The organism is Rathayibacter sp. AY1C2, assembly GCF_002931195.1.
Classification (GTDB): domain Bacteria; phylum Actinomycetota; class Actinomycetes; order Actinomycetales; family Microbacteriaceae; genus Rathayibacter.
Genome location: NZ_PSWG01000003.1, coordinates 198,864 through 219,101, shown reverse-complemented (window position 1 = coordinate 219,101; position 20,238 = coordinate 198,864). Strand labels below are relative to the sequence as shown.

Below are 20,238 nucleotides of genomic sequence, written 5' to 3'. Positions count from 1 at the left end.
CCCCCGCCCTCCGCACGCCCCGCGGCGCCCGCTCCACCCTAGGAGACGGGGCGGCCGGGGGCACGTGCGCTGTCGCAGGAGGCCGGTGCTGCGGATCCACCGTCGTGCAGGGAGCTCCGCGGTCGCCGGGGCCGGGTCGGCCTCACCGGGACCGGGTCAGGACGGGGGCTCGGGGAGCAGGCGCAGCCCGCCGCCGCTGTTCGCCGCGTCCATCAGGAGCTCGACCCAGGCCGGGTTGATCGTCGGCTGCCGGCTCCCCGCGAAGTGGAACTGCAGGGCGATGTTCGGGTTCATCCAGAAGGAGTGGCGGCCGCGCGCGCCCTCGGGCATCGAGTCGAGGGTGAGGCTGAAGCGCTCGTCGCGGCGGAACTTCGCGTAGATCACGATCTGGAGGTGGGCCAGGGTCCGGTCCTCGATCTCGATGACGGCGGGAGGAGTGCCGTAGAGGAATTGACCCATGCCGCCAGACTATAGGCCCCCCGGCTTATTACTAGTCCGTCTAGCTATTTCGCTGCGGAGGGTTCCGCGTCGTCCGCTTCGTCCGTATCGTGCCCGTCGCCGTGCTCCGCGTCGATCTGGTCGACGGCCGCGCTCATCCGGCGGAGGAAGTTGACGACGACCTCGGCCTCGGGAGCGTCCAGGTCCTCGGCGATCTCGAGCATCCGGCGGTGCATCTCCTGGAGCGTGGCGCGCACCTCGTCGTCGCTGTCGACGGTCGCCTCCACGACGATCCCGCGCCGGTCGGTCGGGTTGGGCTTGCGCACGAGGTGGCCGCTGCGGACCAGGCGGTCGATGAGGACCGTGGTCGACGCGGACGAGATGGAGAGGTGCGAGGCCAGGTCCTTGCCGGTCACCAGCTCGCCCTTGCGCTGCTGGCGGAGCAGGTACTGGATGGCGATCAGGTCCGTCTCGCCCATCGCCATCCGCTCGCGCGTGCGGCGGCGCATCGAGACCTCGGAGACGCGGTACGTGCGCATGGCGCTCAGCACCTCGACCGCACGGCGGGTGGACGACTCGTCCGGGTACCAGTACCCGGCGCCGCTCCGCAGGCTCGTGTCGCTCATCCGCACATCCTAGACCGGCTGATCACCAGGCCGTCTAGCGAGTCGCCCGCGCCTACGCTGGACCGGTGACCGCCACCCTCGTCGCCAAGGGCCTCTCCGGAGGCTATGCGCACCGCACCCTGTTCGACGGACTCGACCTGACGGTCGCCCCCGGGGACGTGGTGGGCGTCGTGGGGGCGAACGGAGCCGGCAAGTCGACGCTCCTGCGCATCCTCGCGGGCGAGACGGCTCCGCTCGAGGGCTCCGTCGTGCTCTCGCCGGGCGACGCCTTCGTCGGCTGGCTGCCGCAGGAGCACGAGCGCCGCGAGGGCGAGACCGTGGCCGGCTACATCGCGCGCCGCACCGGCTGCGCCGAGGCCTCCGCCGAGCTCGACGCCGCCGCCTCCGCCCTGGCCGACCCCGATCCCGACGGCTCGATCGCGGACCGGTACGCCCTCGCGCTCGACCGCTGGCTCGCGAGCGGCGCGGCCGACCTCGACGAGCGCACCCCGGTCGTCCTGGCCGACCTGGGCCTGTCGCTCGGCGCCGCGGCCGCCTCCTCGACGATGACCTCCCTCTCCGGCGGGCAGGCGGCGCGGGTCGGCCTCGCGGCGCTGCTGCTCTCGCGCTTCGACGTGGTGCTGCTCGACGAGCCGACCAACGACCTCGACCTCGACGGCCTGGAGCGCCTGGAGGCCTTCGTCCGCGGGCTCCGCGGCGGCGCGGTCCTCGTGAGCCACGATCGCGAGTTCCTCGCCCGCAGCGTCACCCGCGTGCTCGAGCTCGATCTCGCGCAGGGCACCAACCGGGTCTACGGAGGCGGCTACGACGCGTTCCTGGAGGAGCGCGAGACCGCGCGCCGCCAGCGCCGCGAGAAGTACGAGGACTTCGCCGAGCAGAAGGCCGACCTGGTCTCCCGCGCCCGCACCCAGCGGGAGTGGTCGAGCCAGGGCGTGCGCAACGCGATGAAGAAGGCCCCCGACAACGACAAGATCCGCCGCAAGGCCTCGGCGGAGTCGAGCGAGAAGCAGGCGCAGAAGGTGCGCCAGATGGAGAGCCGGATCGCGCGGCTCGAGGAGGTCGAGGAGCCGCGCAAGGAGTGGCAGCTCGCCTTCACGATCGGCAGCGCCCCGCGCTCGAGCTCGGTCGTCTCGACGCTGAACGGCGCGGTCGCCCGCCGCGGCGCCTTCACGCTCGGGCCGGTGTCGCTCCAGGTCGACGCGGGCGACCGGATCGGCATCACCGGGCCCAACGGCGCCGGCAAGTCGACGCTGCTGTCGCTCCTCCTCGGCCGCGCCGAGCCGGAGGAGGGCGGCGCCTCTCTCGGAGCGAGCGTGGCGATCGGCGAGATCGATCAGGCCCGCGGGATGCTCGCCGCCGAGGTGCCGCTCGCGGACGCGTTCGAGGCGCTGGTGCCCGAGTGGCCGACCGCCGAGGTCCGCACGCTGCTGGCGAAGTTCGGGCTGAAGGCCGATCACGTCGGCCGCCGCGTCGGCGAGCTGTCGCCGGGCGAGCGGACGCGGGCCGCCCTGGCGCTCCTCCAGGCCCGCGGCACGAACCTTTTGGTGCTCGACGAGCCGACCAACCACCTCGACCTCGTCGCCATCGAGCAGCTGGAGGAGGCGCTCGAGGCGTACGAGGGCACCCTGCTGCTGGTCACCCACGACCGGCGGATGCTCGAGACGGTGCAGCTGACGCGGCACTGGCACGTCGAGGCGGGCGTCGTCACGGAGGCGTGACGCCCGCCGCCGCGTCAGTCCCCGGAGGCGCGGGCCGCCTCGTCCTCGCGCCAGCCGGCCTCCTTCTGCACGTACTCGTTGTCGGCGAACTCCGCGAAGTCGCTCTCGTCGGTGATCCGGCGCACCTCGAGGCGGTTGCCGGGCACCAGCGGGCAGCGCAGCGCCCACTCGCGGGCCTGCTCCTTCGAGTCGACCCCGATGATCCAGAAGCCGTTGAAGAGCGACTCGGTCGGGCCGTAGGCGCCGTCGACGACGGTCGGCGGCTCGGAGGAGAAGTCGACCACGAAGCCGGAGGAGGCGACGTCGTCGGCCAGGCCGTCGCCCGAGAGCAGCACGCCCGCCTCGATCATCGCCTCGTTGTACTGCCCCATCCGGGTGATGATCTCGTCGAACGGGATCGAGGCGTAGGCCTCCTTCGCCGCATCGGTCGCGCGCATGATCAGCATGTACTTCATCGGGTCTCCCTGGGGTCGGTGCGCGGGGGCGCACCGCTCACTCTGGCGCGTCGCGGGCACGAGCGGAACAGCGGATCCGGAGGCGCATCGTCCTCGGCGCGGCCGTGAGCCGCAACCCCCGCGCAGACCCTCGCCGAGCGGCGGAGAATGGCGACGGCCCGTTGCTCGACGGGCGCTCATCGACGGAAGGAACGACCCCATGGTGGATCTCGGAGGACTCGCGGACAAGGCGAAGAACGCCGTGAACAGCGACAAGGGCGAGGAGCTGACCGACAAGGGACTCGACAAGGCGGGCGACGCCGCCGACTCCGCGACCGGCGGGAAGTTCGCCGGCCAGGTCGACAAGGCCCAGGAGGCCGGCGACCAGCACGTCGGCAACGACTGACCGCCGGGCGGCCCTTCCGCGCTGTCGCGGAGGGCCGCCCGTCCGTCAGTCCCGGTCGCCGAGCCCGCGCAGCAGCGCCCGCACCACGGCGACGGAGCGATCGGCCGCGTCGTCGACGTGCGCCTCGAACTCGCCGGGGGCGCAGAGGTCCGAGATCCCGCGGACCGAGACGAACGGCAGCCCGTGCACGTGCGCCGTCTGCGCGAGGGCGACGGACTCCATGTCGGTGGCGAGCGCGCCGGGGAAGTCGTTCCGCACGCGGTCCACGCGGGCGCTCGAGACGAAGACGTCGCTCGAGACGATCAGGCCGCGGCGCACCGGCGGCCCCTCCAGCAGCTCGAGCTCCGCGGCGAGCGCCGCGTCGTCCCCGGAGTAGCGGGCGGGCATCCCCGGGACCTGCCCGAGCGCGTAGCCGAACGCCCGCGCATCGGCGTCGGTCTGCACGTACTCGGCGCCGATCACGACCTCGCCCACGCGGACGTCGGCGCCCAGGCCGCCGGCGGTCCCCGCGCTCACCACGAGCGGCCGCTCGCCGGCCGCCCGAAGGATCGCTGCGGTGAGACCGCCGGCCGCGTTGACGAGGCCGATGCCGGTGCGGACGAGCAGCACCGCGCGGGAGTCGAGCTCGAGCTCCCACTGCAGCGCGTTGCCGACGGCGCGCGGCTCGGAGGCTCTGGACGCGGCGACGAGGAACGGCGCGGCCTCCTCGTCCATCGCGACCAGGACGATCGCCGTGCTCACGCGGTGACCGTCTCCCACTCCGAGCGGTGCGCGAGGAACGTGCGCGCCGCCTCCTGCGCCCCCTCGAGGGAGTGGTTGGCGCCCCAGCCGCACTGGGTCTCGTTGGCGGCCGGGACCTCGTCGGCCTCGGTGATGTCCTGGAGCGTCGCCTCGACCAGGCCGAGCACCTCGGAGAGCTCGGGCTCGCCCGAGAGGAGCAGGTAGAAGCCGGTCTGGCAGCCCATCGGCGAGAAGTCGATCACGCGGTCGGAGTGGTTGCGGGACTTCTCGGCGAACAGGTGCTCGAGCGAGTGCACGGTGGGCATCTCGAGGTGCCCGCGGTTGGGCTGGGTGAAGCGCACGTCGTACTTGACGAGGTGGTCGCCTCCGGGCAGCGTCTTCGCGTCGGCGAGGCGCACGTACGGCGCTGCGACGGTGCGGTGGTCGAGGTTGAACGACTCGACGTTCATGCGCGGCTGATCCACGGTGGTCTCCTTCGCTGGGGGTCCCTCCATTGTCCTCCGCTCCGCGGAGCGGAGGCGGACCCCGGCGGATCCGGCTGCTTCTTCTCCGGGGCTGCGCCCGGATGCGAGGACGGAACGGAGATCCCCGATCGACCGGGCGGAGGGGCGGCCGGAGCGGGGCGGTCGTACGCGGGCGGGTAGCCGAGGGCCATCGAGCCGTCGTTCGCAGTCGTCTTCCCGGTCGTCGTTCCTCCTCCTCGGCGTGCGGGGCGGCGTCCTCGGTCCACTCGACCACGGACTGGTCGGGCACGGAGAGCCAGCGTGCCGTCGCGTCCGACGCGGCGGGGAATCGGGCCCCGGATCGGTGGAGAACGGGCCGCTCCGATCCCTGGGGAGGAGCCTCGGCCGCTCCTCAGAACAGGTCCGAGAACCCCATCGCGACGAGGTTCGCGTGCGAGGTCCGCAGGCAGTCGAGCGCGCTCCGCCCGTAGCACTCGTCCTGCTCGACGAGGAGATGGTCGACGCCGAGCGCGAGGCTCGTCCCGATGATCCCCGGGAAGTCGAGATTGCCCTCTCCCACCTCGGCGAACTGCACGTTCGAGGTGAAGGCGTGCACGGACCACCCGCCGGACATGTCGGCGGGCGGCCCGACCCGGTAGTCCTTCAGGTGCAACAGGGCGACGCGCTCCCCGTACCGGCGCAGCGTCGTCACGGGATCGAGCCCGCCCCGCTGCACCCAGTGCACGTCGAGCTCGAGCCCCAGCAGCGGAGCCCGGTCGGCGACGACGTCGAGCAGGAGGCGGCCGTCGTGCCGCGCGAACTCGTAGTGGTGGTTGTGGAGCAGCAACCGCAGCCCGTCGTCGCGGAGCCTCGCCGCGGCGGCCTGGCAGCGGTCGGCGAAGTCGAGCAGAGCGGCCGGCGAGGCCGCCGCGGAGGCGGGCAGCATGCCGATCCGGACCGTGCGCGTGCCGAGCGCGCAGGCGTCGGCGACGATCCCGGCGAGCCCGCCCTCGAGCGCGGCGCCCGGGGAATCCCCAGGTGCCAGGCCCGCCGAGATCGCCGCGATCTCGACGCCGAGCTCGTCCCGCGCCCGCTGCAGCTCGGCCACGGTGGCCGCCGTCAGCGGGATCTGCGAGATCTCCACCGACCGGTAGCCGATCGCTCGGACCTCCCGGAGCGTCGCGAAGGCGCCCGCCGAGGCGAACGCGTCCTTCAGCATCATCGCCTGCACGCCGATCCTGGTCACGGCAGTCCTCCCGGTCGCGGTGGGGGCCGGCGTCTCCGCGGCCCGGAACGCCCCCGACGGTAGAGGCGCGCCTCCGATCTTGTCAATCGGTTGCCAATACGCGTATGGTCGTGGCACGGCGGCGCTCCTGCCCGCCGGTTCCCGACGACGAGAACGAGGCACGCACCGTGACCACCGCACCCGCGAACCCCGCACCCTGGACCCTCTCCGGCTTCGGCGACGAGATCGACCCCGACCCGGTCGTCCAGGTCGCCGTCCTCCGAGCGCTCGGCGCGCACAGCATCGAGGTGCGCAGCGCCTGGGGCCGGAACGTCGTCGACCTCGACGACGAGCGCCTCGCCCGCCTGGCCGCCGTGCTCGAGCGCGGCGGCCAGTCCGTCTCGGCCGTCGCCTCGCCCATCGGCAAGGTCGACGTCGCCCTCGACCCCGAGCTCGAGGTGGCGCGCCTCGACCGCGTCATCCGCGCCGCGCACGCCCTCGGCACACCGAGCATCCGCGTCTTCTCGTTCTACCGGGGCGAGGGAGTGCCGGTCGAGAGCATCCGCGACGACGTCCTGCTGCGCATGCGCATGCTCGCCGATCGCGCCGAGCGCGAGGGCGTGATGCTGCTGCACGAGAACGAGAAGGACATCTACGGCGACGTCCCCGAGCGGATCCTCGACCTGGTCGAGTCCGTCGGCTCGCCCGCCCTGCGCCTCGCCTGGGACAACGCGAACTTCGTGCAGTGCGGGGTGCGGCCCTTCGACGACGGCTGGACGGCGCTGCGGCCCTACGTCGACTACCTGCAGGTGAAGGACGCGGTGGCGGCGACCGGCACCGTGGTGCCCGCCGGCGAGGGCGACGGCCAGCTGCGCGAGACGCTCACCGCCCTGCGAGACGACGGCTGGACGGGAGTCGCCTCGCTGGAGCCGCACCTCGCGATCACGGACGCCCTCGGCGGATTCTCCGGCCCCGAGTCGTTCGGAGTGGCCGCTCGGGCCTTCCGGGGGCTCGCCTCCTCGCTCGGGATCGACCTGCGATGAGCGTCCGCGCGGCGGTGATCGGCTGCGGCGACATCTCCTCCGTCCACCTCGCGGCGATCGGCACGGCGCCCGGCGCGGAGCTGGTGGCGGTCTGCGACACCGACCCGGGCCGGCTCGCCGCGGCCGCCGAGAGGCACGCGGTGCCGGGCTTCCCCGAGGCGGTCCGGATGCTCGACTCCGTCCGCCCCGACGTCGTGCACGTCTGCACTCCGCACAGCACGCACGCCGCGCTGGCGGTCGCGGCCCTGGACCGCGGCGTCGCGGTGCTCCTCGAGAAGCCGCTCGCCTCCTCCGTCGCCGAGGGCGAGCAGGTGATCGCCGCGGCCGAGCGGGGCGGGGCGCGCATCGGCGTCTGCTTCCAGAACCGCTACAACCCGCCCGTGCAGCGCCTCCGCGAGCTGCTGGCGTCCGGCTCCCTGGGCGCCGTGACGGGTGCAGCCGCGACCGTGCTCTGGCACCGCGCTCCCGGCTACTACCTCGACCGCCCCTGGCGCGGGATGCGGGCCGAGGGCGGCGGCGGGATGCTGATGAACCAGGCGATCCACACCGTCGACCTCCTGCAGTGGCTCCTCGGCGATGTGGTCGCGGTGAGCGGCTCCGCCTCCACGCGCCTGCTTCCGATCGAGGTCGAGGACACCGCCGACCTGGTGCTCACCCACGCCTCCGGCGCGCGCAGCGTCCTCTACGCGACCGTGGCGAACGCGTGGGACGAGCCGGTCGAGCTCCGCCTGCGCACCGAGCGCGCCACCGTCTCGCTGCGCGGTGCCCTCACCGTGCGGCGCGACGACGGATCCGTCGAGGTCGTCCCGGACACGGAGCGCCGATCCGGCGGGCGGTCGTACTGGGGCGCCTCGCACGAGCTGCTCGTGCACGACTTCTACGCCCGCCTCGGCGAGGACGAGCCCTTCTGGATCTCGCCCCGCGAGGCGGCGAGGTCGCTCGCGATCGTCCAGGCCGCGTACGCCCCGAGCGCGCCCGCGCGGATCCCCCACTCCACCCCGAACGAAGGACTCCTCCCATGACCACCGTCCGCCTCGGCATCATCGGATTCGGCGCCCAGGGCTCCTCCTACGCCCGCTTCCTCGCCGACGGCAGGGTGCGCGACCTCGTCGTCACGGCCGTCGCCGACGTCGACCCCGCCCGGGAGGCGGCGGCCGCCGCGCTCGCGCCCGGAGCATCCTTCCACGCCGACCACCGCTCCCTCCTCGCGAGCGGAGAGGTCGACGCCGTCGTCGTCTGCACTCCGCACTACCTCCACCCCGGGATCGGCATCGTCGCTCTCGAGCACGGGCTGCACGTGCTGGTCGACAAGCCGGCGGGCGTCTACGCCGCGCAGGTCGCGGAGCTGAACGAGGCCGCCGCCGCCCGTCCTGGTCAGCGCTTCGCGATCATGTTCAACCAGCGGGCGAACCCGCTCTACCGCCGGCTCAAGGAGGTCGTCGACGAGGGCGGGATCGGCCGGATCCTGCGCTCGAACTGGATCATCACGACCTGGTGGCGGCCGCAGGCCTACTTCGACCAGAGCGCGTGGCGCGCGACGTGGGGAGGCGAGGGCGGAGGCGTCCTGGTCAACCAGGCGCCCCACCAGCTCGACCTGTGGCAGTGGCTGTGCGGAGTGCCGGAGTCGGTGGTCGCGAAAGCCGGCTACGGGCGGTGCCGCGACATCGCGGTGGAGGACGAGGTCACGGTGCTCGCCGATTTCGGCGGGGGCACGACCGGAGTGCTGGTCACCACGACGCACGACCCGATCGGCACGGACCGCCTCGAGATCGTCGGCGACCGCGGCCGGATCGTCGTCGACGACTCCCGGGTCGCGACGATCACCCGGTTGACCGCCCCCGAGCGCGAGGTCAGCGCCGCCCTCAGCGCCGAGGACGTGGGTCTCCTGCTCAGCGGTCGCTACGACACCGCGGGCCTCTCCACGACGGAGCGGATCGAGTCGGCGTCGGTATGGGGCGAGCAGCACACGGCCGTCCTGCAGGACTTCGCGGACAGCATCCTGCACGGCACGCCGCTGCTCGCACCCGGGGCGGAGGGGATCCTCGGGGTCCGGCTCGCCAACGCCATCTACTACTCGAGCTGGACGGGACGCGAGGTACCGCTCGACCTCGACGAGGGCGTGTTCCTGGCGGCGCTCAACGAGCGCATCCGCGAGGAGGGGGCGTTCCCGGAGCGGAGCTGACGGGGCGGAGCCGTGCGGACCCGCGCTGGACGGGGCCGGAGCGATGGGCGGCAGGCCGGCGACGGCGGCCTCCCGGAGCGCGGGCTCCCCGATCCGGCCCGACCCGGACGCGAGCGACGGGCCGGGCGGGCTTCTCGGCCCTGTGGCAGCATGGGCGGCGGACGGCGCCCCGTCCGCCGCCGTGCCCCTCGAGAGAAGACCGCGATCGTGCCCAGCGAAGACGCGCCCACCGGCCCCTCCGCCGCGAGACGCCGCGGCCGCTCCGCGACGACGATCTACGACGTCGCCCGACTCGCCGGCGTCGCCCCCTCCACCGTCTCCCGCGGGCTGAGCACGCCCGGACGGCTGAACGCCGCGACCGAGCAGCGGATCCGCGCCGCCGCGAAGGAGCTGGGCTACCGGCTCAACCCGATGGCGCGCGCGCTGCCGACGGGCCGCACCTCGACCCTCGGGCTGCTGGTGGCCGACATCACCAACCCGGCCTTCTTCCCCGCCGTGCGCGGAGCGGAGCGGGCGGCGTCGCTCCGCGGCTTCACGATGATCCTCGCCGAGTCGCAGGAGTCCGGGGAGCGCGAGGCCGAGGCGGCCGACCGCATCGCCGCTTCCACCGACGGGCTCGTCCTCGTCAGCACCCGCCTCAGCGACGAGGAGATCATCGCGCTGGCCGGGCGCATCCCCGTCGTCGTCCTCAACCGCGTGGTCCCCGGCGTCGCGGGGATCGTGCCCGATCTCGCCTCCGGGATCGACGCCGCGCTCGACCACCTCGCTGCCCTCGGCCACCGCTCCCTCGCCTTCATCGCCGGTCCGCCCGACTCGTGGATGAGCGCCGCGCGATGGGAGCTCCTCCTCGACCGCGCTCCGCAGCGGGGCATGACGGTCGTCGAGATCGGGCCGGGCGTCTCGACCCTCGAGGGCGGGAGGAGCGCGCTCGCGAGGGTGACCGCCTCCGGCGTCGGCGCGGTGATCGCCTACAACGACCTGGTCGCCATCGGACTGATGCGCGCGGCTCAGGAGTCGGGCGTCGCGATCCCGGAGCAGCTCAGCATCATCGGCTTCGACGACATCTTCGGGAGCGACTTCACCTCGCCGCCGCTGTCGACCATCAGCGCCCCGCTGGGCCGGATGGGCGAGCGGGCGGTCCGCCGGGTGCTCGGCGACGAGGAGCCTCCGGAGCGGGCCGACGATCTGCCGACGGAGTTCGTCCCGCGCGCCTCGACGGGGCCCCGCCGCGACTCCTGACCCCGGTCCGCGCCCGGCGCGCCATCCGGTGCGACACCTCTGGCAATCGGTTGACACTCATCGACACCCATACTTGGATGGCCCCGTGCCGACGAAGCTGCTGAACGATCCCGACCGACTCCTGCCGATCGACCCGACGACCCGGGCGATCGCCCGCGATCTCCACGCGAGCGTCGCCGACCTGCCGATCCTCTCCCCGCACGGGCACGTGGATCCGCGCCTCCTGCTCGAGGACCGCCCCTTCGCCGACGCGGCCGAGCTCTTCCTCCGGCACGACCACTACGTCACCCGGCTGATCCACTCCGCCGGGATCGACCTCGGCGATCTCGGCATCCCCGGAGGCGAGCGCCTCGCCGGCCCGGAGGAGGTGTGGCGCACGTTCTGCGCGCACTGGCGGATCTTCGCGGGAACCGCCTCGGGCTACTGGCTCCAGTCGATCCTCGCCGAGCAGTTCGGCATCACCGAGCAGCCCGACGCCTCCACCGCCGACGCCCTCTTCGCGGCGATCGGGGTCCGGCTAGCGTCCGACGCCTTCCGCCCGCGGGCGCTCTTCGAGCGGTTCGGGATCGAGGTGCTGGCGACGACCGACGATCCGCTGGACGACCTGACCGTCCATCGGGCTCTGGCGGAGGATCCGGCGTTCCCGGGCCGCGTGCTGCCGACCTTCCGCCCCGACGCCTACCTCGATCCCTCCACCCCCGGCTGGCCCGAGCGCGTCGCCGCCCTGGCCGCCGCCACCGGAACGAAGGAGTCCAGCTTCCCCGGATTCCTCGAGGCCCTCCGCGCCCGTCGCCGGTACTTCCTCGACCACGGCGCCGTCTCCGCCGACCACGGAGTGCTGGAGCCGCTGACCGTCGACCTCGATCCCGCCGAGGCGCAGTCCCTCTTCGCCCGCGCCCGCGCCGGCACGATCGACGCCGAGGGCAGCCGCGTCCTCGCCGCGCACCTGCTGCTGCAGTCCGCCCGCATGAGCGTCGACGACGGCCTGGTGATGACCGTCCACGCCGGCGTGCTGCGCAACCACGATCGGCCGACCTTCGAGCGCTTCGGTCCCGACACCGGCCACGACATCCCCGTCGCGACCCGGTTCGCCGAGCCCCTCCGCCCGCTGCTGCAGGAGCTCGGCAACGCACCGGGCTTCCACCTCGTCCTCTTCGGGATCGACGAGAGCACCCACTCGCGCGAGCTCGCTCCCCTCGCCGGCTACTACCCGTCGGTGTTCCTCGGAGCGCCGTGGTGGTTCCTCGACGCGCCCGACGCGGTGCTGCGCTTCCGCGCCGCCGTGACGGAGACCGCCGGCTTCTCGCGGAGCTCCGGCTTCATCGACGACACCCGCGCGTTCCTCTCCATCCCGGCCCGTCACGACATGGCTCGGAGGCTGGACGCCGCGTTCCTCGCGCGCCTGGTCGCCGAGGGGCGCATCGACTCCGAGACGGCGAGCGCCGTCATCCTGGACCTCGTCGACTCCCAGCCGCGGAAGGTCTTCAAGCTGTGAGCGGGCACGGCGGAGGAGGCGCGCTCGATCGCGCATCCACGGGCCTGCCGGCGGCTCCCGTCCGCATCGTCCACCTCGGCCTCGGCGCCTTCCACCGAGCGCATCAGGCCTGGTACACGCACGCCGTCGACGACGACCACGAGTGGGGCATCGCCGCATTCACCGGCCGGAGCCCCCGCGCGGCCGAGGAGCTCGCCGCGCAGGACGGCCTGTTCACGCTGATCGAGCGCGGACCGGAGGGCGACTCGGCGACGGTCGTGGGCAGCATCGTCGAGGCGGTCGACGGCGCGGACGTCGCGCGTCTCGTCGAGCTCGTCGCGGCTCCGGCGACGGCGATCGTCATGCTGACGATCACGGAGGCCGGGTACCGTCTCGCCGCGGACGGCGGCCTCGACCTGGACGACCCCGCCGTCCGGAGCGACCTCGCCGCCCTCCGATCGGGAGGAGCGCCGACGACCGCGCTCGGCCGCCTCCTCCTCGGCCTCACCGCCCGGCGCGACGCCGGCTCCGGCCCGCTCGCCGTCGTCCCCTGCGACAACCTCTCCGGCAACGGCCCTCTCGTGCGCCGTGGGCTGCTCCTGCTCGCCGAGCGGCTCGACCCGTCGCTCGCCGACTGGATCGACCGAACCGTCTCGTTCGTGTCGACCTCCGTCGACCGGATCACTCCGGCCGCCACGGCGGCGGACCGGGAGGCGGCGGCCGAGCTCACCGGCATCAGCGACGCCGCGTCCGTCGTGACCGAGCCGTTCCGCGACTGGGTCCTCTGCGGCGGCTTCCCCGCCGGCCGACCCGCCTGGGAGCGCGCCGGAGCCCGCTTCGTGGACGACATCGAGCCCTTCGAGCGGCGCAAGCTGCGACTCCTCAACGGCGCGCACACGCTCCTCGCCGCCACCGGCCGCCGGCGGGGCCTCGCCACCGTCGCGGAGGCGATCGCCGACCCCGCCTGCCGGAGCGCCGTCGAGGCGTTCTGGGCGGAGGCGGCGGCCGGCCTCCCCGCCGGTCTCGACGCGGACGCCTACTGCGCCGCCCTCCTCGAGCGCTTCGGCAACCCCCGGATCGAGCACCGGCTCGAGCAGATCGGCGCCGACGCGACCGCCAAGCTCCGCATCCGGATCGCGCCCGTGCTCCTCGCCGAGCGCGCGGGCGGACACGACGGAGCCGCCTCCCTCCGCGCCGTCGCCGACTGGATCGCACTGCTGCTCCAGGGCGACCGCCTGCCCGACGCGCAGCGCCCCGCCCTCGACCGCGCCCTCGGCTCCGCCCGACCCGTCGAGGCACTGCTGCGGCTCGTCGACCCGCGCCTCGCCGACGACCCGGCCCTCGTCGCCGCGGTCGCCGCTCAGGCGGCCTAGACCTCCACCCCGCCCCTCCGCGCGGCGCCTTCCGGCGCCGTCGGCAACCGATTGCCACCCTCGCACCGTCTCGATGCGGCGCGGATCCCCGACGGGTCCGCGCCCGGGTAAAGGAGCCCGCATGATCCCCCGCACCACCGCGCCCGGAGCGCCCGCCGCTGAGAAGCTCTCGAAGCTGAGCATCGTGGGCTACGGCGCCGGCGACACGGCGAACAACCTCGCCTTCACCACCGCCACGATGTTCCTGCTCGTCTACTACACCGACGTCGCCGGGATCTCCGCGGCCGCGGCGGGCACGCTGCTGCTCGTCGTGCGGATCTTCGACGCGTTCGCCGACGTCTTCGCCGGCCGGGTCGTGGACCGCACCTACAGCAGGCGCTTCGGCAAGTTCCGGCCCTTCCTGATGTTCGGGTCGGTTCCGCTCCTGCTGCTCTCGGCCGCGACCTTCTCCGTCCCGCAGATCGGCGAGAGCGGAACCCTGCTCTACGCCTACCTGAGCTACGCCGCGCTCGGCCTCGCCTACAGCCTCGTCAACATCCCCTACGGCTCGCTCGCCGGAGCGATGACGCAGGTCGGCACCGAGCGCGCGAAGCTCGCCAGCGCCCGCGCCATCGGCGGCGCGATCGTGGGGGCCGGGCTCGGCACCTTCATGGCCCCGCTGGTCGTCCCCGGCGCCGATCTGCAGTCGCTCTTCTCGATCGTCACGCTGAGCTTCGTCGTCGTCGGCTCCGCGCTCTACCTCTTCACGATCCTGACCGCGAAGGAGCGCGTCCAGCGCGACGTCGCGCACGTCACGTTCCGTCAGAGCATGACGACCCTCCGCTCCAACCGGCCGCTGCTCTTCCTCTGCCTCAGCTCGTTCCTGTTCCTCACCGGGACGCTCGCGCTCCAGACCGTGCAGCTCTACTACCTGCGCGACGTGCTCGGATCGGTCCAGCTCTACGCCGCGATGTCGCTGATCCAGCTCGCCCTGACCTTCGGCCTGGCCGCCCTCGTCCCGACGATCGTGCGGCGGTTCGGCAAGCGCAACGCCTACATGGCCGGAGTCGCGGTCCTGATCAGCGGCGGGACGGTCGTCTTCCTCGCCCCGGGCGACGCGGTGGCGGTCGGCTTCGGCGGACTGGTCCTCGCCTACGTCGGCATCCAGCTCGTCAACATGCTCGTCTGGGCCATCGAGGCCGACACCGTCGAGTACGGGGAGTGGAAGACCGGCATCCGCTCCGAGGGCACGATCTACGCCCTGTTCTCCTTCACCCGCAAGACCGGCCAGGCGGTCGGAGGCGCCCTCGCCGCGTACGCGCTGGCCTGGGGCGGCTACGTGGCCGGAGCCGCGGAGCAGAGCGAGCACGCCGAGTGGGGCATCCGCGCCGCCGCCGGCCTCATCCCGGCCGTCGCGGCCCTGCTCGCGGTGCTGATCATGGCGTTCTACCCGCTGACCGACCGCCGGCACGCGCAGATCGTCGCCGAGATCGCCGAGCGCCGCGAGAGCACGGGACAGGCCGCGCCCGTGGCGCCCGGCCTCTCGACCGCCGCGTTCTCGATGGACCGCGCTCCCGGCCGGAACCCCTGACCCGATCCCCCACCACGAAAGGCATCCCATGAAGATCGACAAGGCCGAGGTCGTCGTCACCAGTCCCGACCGCAACTTCGTCACCCTCAAGCTCACGACCGACGACGGGCTGACCGGCCTCGGCGACGCGACCCTCAACGGCCGCGAGCTCGCCGTGGTCTCCTATCTCGCCGACCACGTCGTGCCGCTGCTCCTCGGTCGCGACGCCTCGCGCATCGAGGACACCTGGCAGTTCCTCTACCGGTCGTCCTACTGGCGCCGCGGGCCGGTCACGATGGCGGCGATCGCGGCGGTCGACACCGCCCTCTGGGACATCAAGGGCAAGGCCGCGGGCATGCCGCTCTACCAGCTGCTCGGAGGCGCGTCCCGCACCGGCCTGCTCGCCTACGGCCACGCGTCCGGGCGGACGGACGCGGAGCTGTTCGACAGCATCCGCGAGCACCAGGAGCAGGGGTACCGCGCGATCCGCGTGCAGACCGCGGTGCCGGGACTGACCTCGATCTACGGCATCGCCTCCAACGCCGTCCTCGAAGGCAACGCCGGCGTGCGCTACGACCACGAGCCGGCGCAGCGCGGCGGCCTGCCGACCGAGGAGGACTGGGACACCCGCGCCTACCTGCGCCACGTCCCCCGCGTCTTCGAGGCCGTCCGCAACGAGTTCGGGCCGGAGCTCCCCCTCCTCCACGACGGCCACCACCGGATGACGCCGATCCAGGCCGCGGCCCTCGGCAAGTCCCTCGAGCCGTACGACCTCTTCTGGCTCGAGGACTGCACGCCCGCCGAGAACCAGGAGGCCCTCCGCCTCGTCCGGCAGCACACCACCACGCCCCTGGCGATCGGCGAGGTCTTCAACACCGTCTGGGACTACCAGCTCCTCATCCGCGAGCAGCTGATCGACTACATCCGGAGCGCGGTCACGCACACCGGAGGCGTCTCCCACCTCCGGAGGATCCTCGACCACGCCGCGCAGTACCAGATCAAGTCCGGGATGCACGGACCCACCGACGTCTCCCCGGTGGGAATGGCGGCCGCGATGCACCTGGGCCTGGCGATCCACAACTTCGGGATCCAGGAGTACATGAAGCACGGCGAGCGGACCGACAGCGTCTTCCAGCAGTCGTTCACCTGGAGCGAGGGACGGCTGCACCCGGGCGACGCCCCCGGTCTGGGCGTGGAGCTCGACGTCGACACCGCCGGGAAGTACCCCTACGTGCGCGCGTACCTGCCCTTCAACCGACTCGCCGACGGCACCGTCCACGACTGGTGACCTGCCCCCCTCCGCCGAGGCGATCCCGGACCGTCGCGGGGGCCACGACCAGCGGGCCCCCTCGACGGTCCGGGGTTCCCCCGCTGAGCAGAGGCCGGTCAGGGCACGAAGCGGTAGCCCATGCCGGCCTCGGTCAGCAGGTGGCGCGGATGCGCGGGGTCGGGCTCGAGCTTCTTGCGCAGCTGGGCGAGGTAGAGGCGCAGGTAGCCGGTGTCGGTGACGTGCGCGGGGCCCCAGATCTCGGCCAGCAGCGAGCGACGGGTGACCAGCTTGCCGGCGTTGCGGATGAGGATCTCGAGCACCTGCCACTCCGTCGGAGTCAGCCGCACGGAGACGCCGTCCCGCGTCGCGCTCTTGGCCACCAGGTCCACGGTCACCTCGCCGATCACGACCAGCGGCTCGCCGTCGGCCGGCTGCACCCGCCGCGAGAGGGCCCGGATGCGCGCGAGCACCTCGTCCATCGAGAACGGCTTGGTGACGTAGTCGTCCGCGCCGGCGTCGAGCGCGCCCACCTTGTCGGCCGCGCCCGTCCGTCCCGACACCACCAGGATCGGCGCGCTCGTCCAGCCGCGCAGTCCGTGGATGACCTCGACCCCGTCGAGCCGTGGCATGCCGAGGTCGATCATGTAGAGGTCCGGATGCTCGTCCACCGCGCGGTTGATCGCCTCGGTGCCGTCGCCGGCCGTCACCACGTCGTATCCGCGGGCGGTGAGGGTGATGCGCAGGGCGCGCAGGATCTGCGGGTCGTCGTCGGCGATCAGGATCTTCATGCGGCTCCTCCGGAGTCCTCGTGCGGGGCGGCGCCCGACCCGCCGTCGTGCGGGGCGGCGGGAGCGACGTGAGCCGCAGGAGCAGCGGGAGCAGTCTCCGGCGCCAGCGGCAGCGTCACCACCATCGTCAGCCCGCCCCCCGGAGTGTCCTCCGTCTCGAGCGTGCCGCCCATCCCCTCCGTGAACCCCTTCGAGAGCGCGAGGCCGAGGCCGAGGCCCGTCAAGTTGTCGTCGTCGCCGAGTCGCTGGAACGGCACGAAGATCTCGGCGCGGCGCTCCCCGGGCACCCCGGGGCCGTGGTCGACGATCCGCAGCTGCGCGCTCCCGCCGAAGGCGCTGGCGGCCACGCGCACCCGGGTGCCGGACGGCGCGTAGCGGACGGCGTTCGCGAGCAGGTTGACCACGACGCGCTGCAGCAGCACGGCGTCGGCGAGCAGCGCCGGGCCCTCCGGATCGAGGTCGAGGTCGACCTCGCCGGGACCGAGCCCGAGCTCGTCGAGCGCGGGGAGCACCACGTCGGCGGCGTCGAGCGGAGCGAGCGCCACGGCGAGCGCCCCCGCCTCCAGCCGCGTCACGTCGAGCAGGTCGGTGACCAGCGCGGCGAGCACGGTGAGGCTCTCGTCGGCGGTGGCGAGCAGCTCCTCCCGGTCGCGCTCGCTCCAGACCACCTCGGGCGAGCGCAGTCCGCTGACGGCCGCGGTGGCCGCGGCGAGGGGCCGGCGCAGGTCGTGGCTGACGGCCGAGAGCAGGGCGCTGCGCACCCGGTCGGTCTCGGCCAGCGGAGCGAGGGAGCTGGCCGTCTCGCTGAGAGCCGCGTTCTCGAGCACCGAGTCCAGCTGGGCGGCGACGACCTGGAGCAGCCGCCGCTCGCTCCCCTCCAGTTCGCGGCCGTGCAGCTCGAGCACCGCGCCCTCGCCCACCGCGATGCGCGCGGGATCGCCCTCCGGCTGCGGCTCGCCGTCGGCCGCGACGAGCTCGCCGCCGCGCAGCAGCCGCACGCCGGTCAGCCCGAACGCCTCGCGCGAGCGCTCGAGGATCGCCTGCAGCGCCCCCTGCCCGCGGATCACGCCGCCCGCGATCGTCGCCAGCAGCTCCGACTCCGCCCCCGACCGCTTGGCGGCCCGCGCCCGCCGGGCCGCGCGGTCGACCACGGCGCTGACGAGCGCCGCGTTCAGCACGTAGAGCACCAGCGCGAGCGCGTGCAGAGGCTCGTCGACGGTGATCGTGTAGAGGGGATCGACGAAGAAGAAGTCGAGGGTCAGCCCCGAGAGCACCGCCGCGAAGAGGGCCGGCCAGAGCCCGCCGACCAGCGCGACCACCACCACCAGCAGCTGGTACGAGAGCACGTCGCTCGTGATCGACTCGTCGCTGCGGAGGCTCGAGAGCAGCCAGGTCACCAGCGGGCCGCCCACGAGGGCGAGGGCCAGTCCCAGGAGGCGGCGCCGCAGCGTCAGGGCCCCGTCGAGCCTCGGCAGCACCGCGGTGCGCCCGGCGGCGGAGTGGCTGACGATGTGCACGTCGATGTTGCCGGACTCGCGGATCACCGTCGACGCGGTGCCGGGCGTCAGCGCCGAGGCGAGACGGCTCCGCCTGCTCACGCCGATCACCAGCTGCGTCGCGTTCACCGAGCGGGCGAACTCGACCAGCGTGCGCGGCACGTCCTCGCCGACCACCTGGTGGTAGCTGCCGCCGAGCTTCTCGACCAGCACCCGCTGCGCCTCGAGCACGTGCGGGCGCGGGGTGCGGAGGCCGTCGGGGGTCACCACGTGCACGGCGAGCAGGTCGCCCCCGGAGGCACGGGCCGCGATCCGCGCGCCGCGCCGCAGCAGGGTCTCCCCCTCCGGCCCGCCGGTGAGGGTCACGACCACGCGCTCGCGCGCCTCCCAGGTGCTGTCGATGCCGTGCTCGACGCGGTAGTCGCGGAGCGCGCTGTCGACCTCGTCGGCGAGCCAGAGCAGCGCGAGCTCGCGCAGGGCGGTCAGGTTGCCGAGCCGGAAGTAGTTGGACAGCGCGGCGTCGATGCGCTCGGGCGGGTAGACGCGGCCGTCGGCGAGGCGGTCGCGCAGCGCCTGGGGCGCCAGGTCGACGACCTCGATCTGATCGGCGGCGCGGAGGACCGCGTCCGGGATCGTCTCGCGCTGCGGCGCTCCGGTGATCGCGTGCACCACGTCGTTGAGCGACTCGATGTGCTGGATGTTCACGGTCGAGAAGACGGTGATGCCGGCGTCGAGGAGCGTCCTGACGTCCTCCCAGCGCTTCTCGTGCCGGGAGCCGGGGGCGTTGGTGTGCGCGAGCTCGTCGACCAGCGCGACGTCGGGCCGGCGGGCGAGCACCGCGTCGAGGTCCATCTCGTCGAGCAGCACGCCGCGGTGCTCGACGGCCCTCCTCGGCACGACCTCCAGCCCCTCGACCATCGCGGCGGTGGCGGAGCGGCCGTGCGTCTCGACCACGGCCACCACGACGTCGCGGCCCTCGGCGGCGAGCCGGCGGCCCTCCTCGAGCATCGTGTAGGTCTTGCCCACTCCGGGCGCGGCTCCGAGGAGCACGCGCAGGCGGCCCTTCGTCATGCTCCCGGCCTCCCCTCGTGCTCGCGGCTCCGGGGCGTCCCGGGCTCGCGGGACCGGCGTCGATCCGCTCGATCGGACGGTCCCGACGAGCCGATCGCGATTCTACGAGCCGGAGGCGCCACCGGAGCGGTCACAGCCGCGCGAGAGCGGCGTTGAGCTCGAGCACGTCCACCGTCGGCTCGCCGAGGTACCCGAGCTCGCGGCCCGCGGTGTGCTCCTCGACCAGCGCGCGCACGGCGCTCACGTCGAGCCCGCGGGCGGCGGCGACGCGGGGCGCCTGCAGCTGCGCGTAGGCGGGGCTGATCGCGGGGTCGAGCCCCGAGGCGGAGGCGGTCAGCGCATCGGCCGGCACCGCGGCCGGGTCGACGCCCTCGAAGGCGGCGATCGCGGCCCGGCGCTCCTCGACGGACGCGACCAGGTCGGCGTTCTCGGGGCCGAGGTTGCTGCCGGTCGAGGCCGCGGCGTCGTAGCCCGCGGCGGAGGGACGCGACTGGAACCACTCCGGCAGGGGCGCTCCGTCGGCGTCCGTGAACGACTGCCCGATGAGCGACGAGCCGATCACCGCGCCGTCCTGGCGCAGCAGCGAGCCGTTCGCCTGGGCGGGCAGGGCGAGCTGCCCGATCCCGAGCACCGCGAGCGGGTACGCCGCTCCCAGCAGCACGGTGAGCACGATCATCGCGCGCAGCGCGACACCGTAGGGACGGAACATGGTCTCTTCTCTC

At 73.5% G+C, this 20,238-nt stretch carries 19 protein-coding genes; 10 read left to right on the top strand and 9 right to left on the bottom strand.

Annotated features, from left to right (window positions below; genetic code table 11):
• Positions 1 to 156: 156 nt before the first annotated feature.
• Positions 157 to 459, bottom strand: coding sequence for an ATP-dependent DNA ligase (locus tag C5C55_RS04270; RefSeq protein WP_104233014.1), 303 nt, complete (start codon positions 457 to 459; stop codon positions 157 to 159).
• A 44-nt stretch (positions 460 to 503) separates the two neighbouring features.
• On the bottom strand, positions 504 to 1,064 hold the full coding sequence (locus tag C5C55_RS04265; RefSeq protein ID WP_104233013.1) for a MarR family winged helix-turn-helix transcriptional regulator: 561 nt from the start codon (positions 1,062 to 1,064) through the stop codon (positions 504 to 506).
• Between the two features lie 65 nt (positions 1,065 to 1,129).
• On the opposite strand from C5C55_RS04265, the gene C5C55_RS04260 reads away from it, so the two are divergent.
• A complete protein-coding gene (locus C5C55_RS04260) occupies positions 1,130 to 2,782 on the top strand; it encodes an ABC-F family ATP-binding cassette domain-containing protein (RefSeq protein WP_104222629.1) in 1,653 nt (550 codons plus the stop codon).
• A gap of 14 nt (positions 2,783 to 2,796) precedes the next feature.
• Here the strand turns inward: C5C55_RS04260 and C5C55_RS04255 are convergent, their stop codons facing one another.
• Positions 2,797 to 3,237 carry a YciI family protein gene (locus C5C55_RS04255; protein ID WP_104222630.1) on the bottom strand — a complete coding sequence of 147 codons (441 nt, stop codon included), beginning with the start codon at positions 3,235 to 3,237 and terminating at the stop codon, positions 2,797 to 2,799.
• 199 nt (positions 3,238 to 3,436) lie between these two features.
• On the opposite strand from C5C55_RS04255, the gene C5C55_RS04250 reads away from it, so the two are divergent.
• Positions 3,437 to 3,622: an antitoxin gene (locus C5C55_RS04250; protein WP_104222638.1), complete on the top strand. Its 186-nt coding sequence runs from the start codon at positions 3,437 to 3,439 to the stop codon at positions 3,620 to 3,622.
• Positions 3,623 to 3,667: 45 nt separating this feature from the next.
• Here the strand turns inward: C5C55_RS04250 and mtnN are convergent, their stop codons facing one another.
• From mtnN to C5C55_RS04235, 3 genes are all read right to left on the bottom strand, one after another.
• The gene (gene mtnN / locus C5C55_RS04245) at positions 3,668 to 4,363 is read right to left on the bottom strand and encodes a 5'-methylthioadenosine/S-adenosylhomocysteine nucleosidase (protein ID WP_258072490.1); all 696 of its coding nucleotides are present in this window, start codon (positions 4,361 to 4,363) and stop codon (positions 3,668 to 3,670) included.
• Positions 4,360 to 4,857: an S-ribosylhomocysteine lyase gene (locus C5C55_RS04240; protein ID WP_308470742.1), complete on the bottom strand. Its 498-nt coding sequence runs from the start codon at positions 4,855 to 4,857 to the stop codon at positions 4,360 to 4,362. The genes mtnN and C5C55_RS04240 overlap by 4 nt, the downstream gene beginning before the upstream one ends.
• A 361-nt stretch (positions 4,858 to 5,218) precedes the next feature.
• Complete coding sequence (locus C5C55_RS04235) at positions 5,219 to 6,052, bottom strand: sugar phosphate isomerase/epimerase (RefSeq protein WP_258072489.1); 834 nt, start codon at positions 6,050 to 6,052, stop codon at positions 5,219 to 5,221.
• Between the two features lie 167 nt (positions 6,053 to 6,219).
• Here C5C55_RS04235 and C5C55_RS04230 point away from each other — a divergent pair, with 167 nt between their 5' ends.
• From C5C55_RS04230 to manD, 8 genes are all read left to right on the top strand, one after another.
• Positions 6,220 to 7,074, top strand: a complete 855-nt coding sequence (locus tag C5C55_RS04230) for a sugar phosphate isomerase/epimerase (protein WP_258065778.1) — start codon at positions 6,220 to 6,222, stop codon at positions 7,072 to 7,074.
• The gene (locus tag C5C55_RS04225) at positions 7,071 to 8,096 is read left to right on the top strand and encodes a Gfo/Idh/MocA family protein (RefSeq protein WP_104233011.1); all 1,026 of its coding nucleotides are present in this window, start codon (positions 7,071 to 7,073) and stop codon (positions 8,094 to 8,096) included. Before C5C55_RS04230 ends, C5C55_RS04225 begins: the two co-directional genes overlap by 4 nt.
• Positions 8,093 to 9,256 carry a Gfo/Idh/MocA family protein gene (locus tag C5C55_RS04220; RefSeq protein ID WP_104233010.1) on the top strand — a complete coding sequence of 388 codons (1,164 nt, stop codon included), beginning with the start codon at positions 8,093 to 8,095 and terminating at the stop codon, positions 9,254 to 9,256. Before C5C55_RS04225 ends, C5C55_RS04220 begins: the two co-directional genes overlap by 4 nt.
• A 207-nt stretch (positions 9,257 to 9,463) precedes the next feature.
• Positions 9,464 to 10,495 (top strand): LacI family DNA-binding transcriptional regulator, encoded by a 1,032-nt coding sequence (locus C5C55_RS04215; RefSeq protein WP_181067769.1) that lies wholly within the window; start codon positions 9,464 to 9,466, stop codon positions 10,493 to 10,495.
• A gap of 85 nt (positions 10,496 to 10,580) precedes the next feature.
• Positions 10,581 to 11,990, top strand: a complete 1,410-nt coding sequence (gene uxaC, locus C5C55_RS04210; RefSeq protein ID WP_104233008.1) for a glucuronate isomerase — start codon at positions 10,581 to 10,583, stop codon at positions 11,988 to 11,990.
• A complete protein-coding gene (locus tag C5C55_RS04205; RefSeq protein ID WP_258072488.1) occupies positions 11,987 to 13,342 on the top strand; it encodes a mannitol dehydrogenase family protein in 1,356 nt (451 codons plus the stop codon). The genes uxaC and C5C55_RS04205 overlap by 4 nt, the downstream gene beginning before the upstream one ends.
• 121 nt (positions 13,343 to 13,463) lie before the next feature.
• Positions 13,464 to 14,912 carry a glucuronide transporter gene (gene uidB, locus C5C55_RS04200; RefSeq protein WP_104233007.1) on the top strand — a complete coding sequence of 483 codons (1,449 nt, stop codon included), beginning with the start codon at positions 13,464 to 13,466 and terminating at the stop codon, positions 14,910 to 14,912.
• Between the two features lie 28 nt (positions 14,913 to 14,940).
• Positions 14,941 to 16,179, top strand: coding sequence for a D-mannonate dehydratase ManD (gene manD / locus C5C55_RS04195; RefSeq protein WP_104233006.1), 1,239 nt, complete (start codon positions 14,941 to 14,943; stop codon positions 16,177 to 16,179).
• A gap of 98 nt (positions 16,180 to 16,277) precedes the next feature.
• Here manD and C5C55_RS04190 read toward each other — a convergent pair whose 3' ends face one another.
• The 3 genes from C5C55_RS04190 to kdpC all read right to left on the bottom strand — a co-directional run bounded on the left by C5C55_RS04190 (position 16,278) and on the right by kdpC (position 20,225).
• The gene (locus C5C55_RS04190; protein ID WP_104222647.1) at positions 16,278 to 16,949 is read right to left on the bottom strand and encodes a response regulator; all 672 of its coding nucleotides are present in this window, start codon (positions 16,947 to 16,949) and stop codon (positions 16,278 to 16,280) included.
• Positions 16,946 to 19,516 carry a DUF4118 domain-containing protein gene (locus tag C5C55_RS04185; RefSeq protein WP_104233005.1) on the bottom strand — a complete coding sequence of 857 codons (2,571 nt, stop codon included), beginning with the start codon at positions 19,514 to 19,516 and terminating at the stop codon, positions 16,946 to 16,948. Before C5C55_RS04185 ends, C5C55_RS04190 begins: the two co-directional genes overlap by 4 nt.
• Positions 19,517 to 19,646: 130 nt before the next feature.
• The gene (gene kdpC, locus C5C55_RS04180; RefSeq protein ID WP_104225770.1) at positions 19,647 to 20,225 is read right to left on the bottom strand and encodes a K(+)-transporting ATPase subunit C; all 579 of its coding nucleotides are present in this window, start codon (positions 20,223 to 20,225) and stop codon (positions 19,647 to 19,649) included.
• Positions 20,226 to 20,238: the final 13 nt, after the last annotated feature.